This is a genomic window from Nostoc sp. CHAB 5715, from assembly GCF_020829685.1.
In the GTDB taxonomy this organism is placed as follows: Bacteria; Cyanobacteriota; Cyanobacteriia; order Cyanobacteriales; family Nostocaceae; genus Nostoc.
The window spans coordinates 1-4,455 of record NZ_JAIVFR010000649.1 but is presented as its reverse complement, the minus strand read 5'-3'; the positions used below and the strand labels follow the sequence as shown (position 1 = coordinate 4,455).

At 42.6% G+C, this 4,455-nt stretch carries 3 protein-coding genes; all 3 read left to right on the top strand.

The window, feature by feature from the left end:
• The first annotated feature begins 496 nt into the window (after positions 1–496).
• The 3 genes from LC574_RS28200 to LC574_RS28190 all read left to right on the top strand — a co-directional run bounded on the left by LC574_RS28200 (position 497) and on the right by LC574_RS28190 (position 4,448).
• Positions 497–1,492, top strand: a complete 996-nt coding sequence (locus LC574_RS28200; RefSeq protein WP_229456967.1) for a calcium-binding protein — start codon at positions 497–499, stop codon at positions 1,490–1,492.
• 371 nt (positions 1,493–1,863) lie between these two features.
• Positions 1,864–2,769 (top strand): hypothetical protein, encoded by a 906-nt coding sequence (locus LC574_RS28195; RefSeq protein ID WP_229456966.1) that lies wholly within the window; start codon positions 1,864–1,866, stop codon positions 2,767–2,769.
• A gap of 14 nt (positions 2,770–2,783) precedes the next feature.
• Positions 2,784–4,448: a plasmid segregation protein ParM domain-containing protein gene (locus tag LC574_RS28190; protein WP_229456965.1), complete on the top strand. Its 1,665-nt coding sequence runs from the start codon at positions 2,784–2,786 to the stop codon at positions 4,446–4,448.
• Positions 4,449–4,455 lie beyond the last annotated feature (7 nt).

Sequence of the window (4,455 nt, the reverse complement as noted above, 5' to 3'; positions counted from 1 at the left end):
TTTTTGCGTAAGTCCTAAATAAGAAAAAACAGGGTGTCTGATTGAATACAGACCACTGTCAGCAAAAACGCCGGAGTAACCACCTACTTTCACCTGCAAATATGAAACGTTTCAGACTAGAAGAATTTTGTCAAGTAGCTTACAAGTATTTAGGCAGCACCCTTCTAGCTAGATTTTAGATGTGTAATAAAAATCGCTCCAGAAACTTTACGTAAATTTGGTACAGGTTTTACAGAATCTAAACCCAAGGAAGTTTGAGAGATGATTCAATGAGATTGTGGGCAGTAAAAGTACGTAAATAAAATACAAGATTTTTAAAAATCACGTAATTTCGCGTAGCCACAAATGGCGATCGCACTTCGAGATTTTTAGCTATGCACTGGATATATGCAAAGCTCAACTGAGCTGAGCCTGTATCTGGCTGGCTAGAAAATTTTGATACAGGCGTTATTGAAAAATCAACCGTTAGTAATCATCAAAAACGGAGAACAAACGAATGGAAATTGTTAATGATAATTTCGCTAACAGCATTAGCTTAGTTGGTAGCTCAGTTAGCACCACAGGGACTAATGTAGGAGCTACAGGAGAACCGGGTGAGCCAAATCACGCAGGGGTAAAGTTCGGCAATGATGTCAATTCGGTTTGGTATAACTGGACAGCGCCAGCCTCTGGTCAAGTTGTAATCGACACATTTGGTAGTAACTATGACACCTCTCTAGCTGCTTACCAGGGTTCTTCGGTCAACAATTTAACCACAATTGCTGGTAATGATGACACCAGTGGTCTTCAAAGTCAGGTTGTCTTTACGGCGGTCGCTGGACAAACTTATCAAATTGCCGTTGATGGCTTTAGGAGTAGACAAGGCTCGATCAATCTCAACCTCAACTTAGCTCCAAATTACACTCAGATTGGAACAGTAGGTAACGATTTTCTATTCGGGACTGGTGCTAACGATGTCATCCGGGGTCAAGCTGGCAATGATGTGATCTACGGCAATGGCGGCACTGATTATCTGCAAGGTGATGCCGGAAATGATTCCCTTTACGGTGCTTCAGGTGCCGACTATATCGATGGTGGTGCTGATAACGACGTTCTCTACGGGAACGGTGGCAAAGACATCCTCATCGGTGGGGCTGGTAATGACCTGATTTACGGCGGTTCAGACGCTGACTATATCCTTGGTGGCGCTGGTAACGATACCATTTACGCCAATGGCGGCGGTGACTTTATTAATAGTGGTTCTGGTCTGGATACAATCTGGCTCGGCAGTGGCGCAGCTAGAGTAGTCCTAGAAGCTGGTGATGGATTTGATACCATCAAAAACTTACAGTTAGGTCAGACTCTGTTCCAACTAGGGTCTAACTTATCCTACGCTAACCTGACATTCGCAGATAGCGCAAACGGTGCAGTGATTTCTGCTGGTAACGATGTCTTAGCCGTTGTCAGCTCGCAAACCGCTAGCGCTATCAACAATGCTGCTAACTTCGTCTAAATTGATAGTAGCGAGTGTAGAGATTATGATCTTCTAGCGAAGTGCCAAGCGCGATCGCAGGAACTGAGGGAAGCATAGCTCCCCCACTAATATCAAATACTGAATACACTACACTCTTTTTTTTAAATCTGCACCGTATATGAGAGACGTTCCCCTAGAGCGTCTCTTTAACTTTTCTACTCTTCTCCCCCTCAGTAATTAATTTCCATTCTTAAGGATAATCTTTAATTTACATGACTTTTAGCCTTAACCCAAGCGTATTGCCACGCGATTCAGTTAATGACATCAGTCATCATGTTATTACAGGGTGAAATAAACAAACAACTGCTCATTTCACCCCTATTAGTAACGTTAAAGTCTTAGTCAACGCAATGAAAACAATAACTTCACTTTTTAGCGAAGAACGCAACCAACTCCAGACAGATATTGATAACACAACCAACATTGAGGAGATAGTTAAGCTGGTTCAGAATCGACTTGATAATCTCGAAAGAATTTACATTGAAAAACTTAATCTGGCTCAAGTTCGTCTGGCTTCCTTTTTCCTGGATACGCTGCGACAGTCCATCGCCACTCTTGCTGCGGCTAACTACTCTCAAATTGCTCCAACAGAGCAAAAGCAAATTACTAACCCAGGTACAAAGTTGTTTGCCAGCAGATTAATCCTGAAACTGCTAAAGGCACTAATTTATATAGGCATCTTAGGTTCGTTGTTCTCTTTAACTAAAACTACCCCAGGTGCATGGATGGCTATCTTACTAACCTCTGTACTTCTAGGAGTAGAAGTTGTGCTTCAACTCGACTTCAACAACCAGCAAAATTCTATGTCTCAAGAGCTATTGAAATTACCTCAACCTATGCTCCGGGTTGATAGCAAAGTATTTTTAGATCATCTTGGCGATGCTCTCAACACTATCGACCTAGCAGTAGCTAGAGTAGAAGAATGGAATAAACATGAAGGCGACCTAGCAATAGAAGAACTACCAGAGCTATTGAATTTTCTGCAAAGGCTAATGGGCGCATCAAAACTTGATAAACCCCAAATGGCTCATGAACTTGCAAAACTTCTGCCACAGATTTTAATGTCTCAGGGAATTAACGCTCAAATTTACCGACCAAATGACCCTCACAGCGATCGCGGCTATTTTGACTTTGAGCCAAGTATCGACCCCGATACCAAAGATCACGTAACTCTAACTCCGGCTTTGTTAAAAGGCGATCGCTTGATTCGGCGCGGTAGGGTAATTGAGCCAGCATATTCCTCTTCTAGAGAATAATAGACAATAAGGGTATGGAAATTTTAGAAACAATCGGTTTTGATTTGGGACACGGTGAAACTGCTGTAGCTAAAGCTGTAGTGGAAAGCATCGAACCCCCCCAGATGCTGGAGATTAATAACAAGAAGAACCAAATTACAGCACTTGGTTGGCATCCTAAACTCGGTTATCTTGTCGGCGAACAAGCATTAATTCAAGCTGGCGTTACCCAACTGACAATTTCATTCAAGCAAAAACCAAACAACGATCCCAAATATCGGGAAACAATTAGCACTTTTGTGGCAACCTACTACCGTCTTTTGAAAGAAAGCAAACAACTTGAAGGTGGGGAAGGTAGCTATTTTTACATTGGTTGTCCTTCAGGATGGTCAGTTAGCGATCGCACCGAATACCAAAAGCTACTTCAAGAAGCTGGCATTCCCCAACTAAATGTTGTACCTGAATCGCGGGCTGCTTTCATGCAAGCCAAAGAAGCCGGGAAGTTGGAGTATGACAAACTTGTTGGATCGGTGCTAATTGTCGATATTGGTTCTTCAACCACAGATTTTACTCTGGTTAAAAGTTTAGAAGAGATTCCGATAGATTTCGGGAGTAATACTTTAGGTGCATCCTTAATTGACAAGGCTATTTTTGCCCGGACTCTCGCCAACCACGAGCAAAAAGCATTACTCGAAAAAGTATTTAAGGAATATCCGCATCACCAAGCTCGTTGTGAACTTGCTTGCCGCAAAGCTAAAGAAGATTACTTTTCTAATGAACAGTTATACAGCGATCCAGAATCCTTTGCGCGTGGCTTCGAGTCGATCAACGAACAAATTTATTTTATTCCCCAAGTCAATAAATTGATGATGGAGGAAATTTTAAACCAACCCTTGCCTGAACTGGGGCATCATAGTTGGGTGCGATCGTTTAGCGACTCTTTAACCGAGGCGAAAGAAAAACTAGAAAAACTTGGAATCGTGCCGAAACTTGTGCTAATGACTGGCGGTGCATCTCGGATGAAGTTTACGCACTTGCTTTGTCAGGAAATGTTTCCCGAACCAGAAACGCTGCTTCGCCCCGATCCAGAACCGGAACGGTGCATTGCACTGGGTTTAGCACGAGTAGGACGATGGGATCTGCGTGCTGCTGCTTTTAAGGAAGAAGTCAATCAACTATTTACCTCGAATACGCTTAAAGGTTTGATTAAGAGGCATATCCCGGAGTTAATCGAATCATTAACTAAGCCTTTGACAGATGGCTTGATTGTCAACGCAGTTAAACCTGGTTTAAAAGATTGGCAAAAAAACAAAATACGGACTTTAGCAGATTTGGAAACAGCTTTAATCAGTCGGGCAGAACAGTGGCTCAAAAGCGATCGCGCTGTGCAGATAATTAATCATCAATGCGCTTCTTGGTTTAGCAATAAAATCCAACCCGATTTAGCCGCACAAACCGATCCAATATGTCGAAAGTTTCAGATACCTAGAAGCAGCTTAAGGTTCCAGGATAGCATTGACCCAAATTTTGTTAACCCAGAGTTACGAATTGGAGATGCTATTTTGGCTGAGACGGTGGGCTTTATTGTCAATGTAGTAATTGGTGGAGGCACTGTAGCTAGCATCATCACTCTCATCCTAACTGGACATTTAACCTGGCCTATTGCACTAGTATATGGGGCTTCAGTGATGGCCGACTGATTAAAGC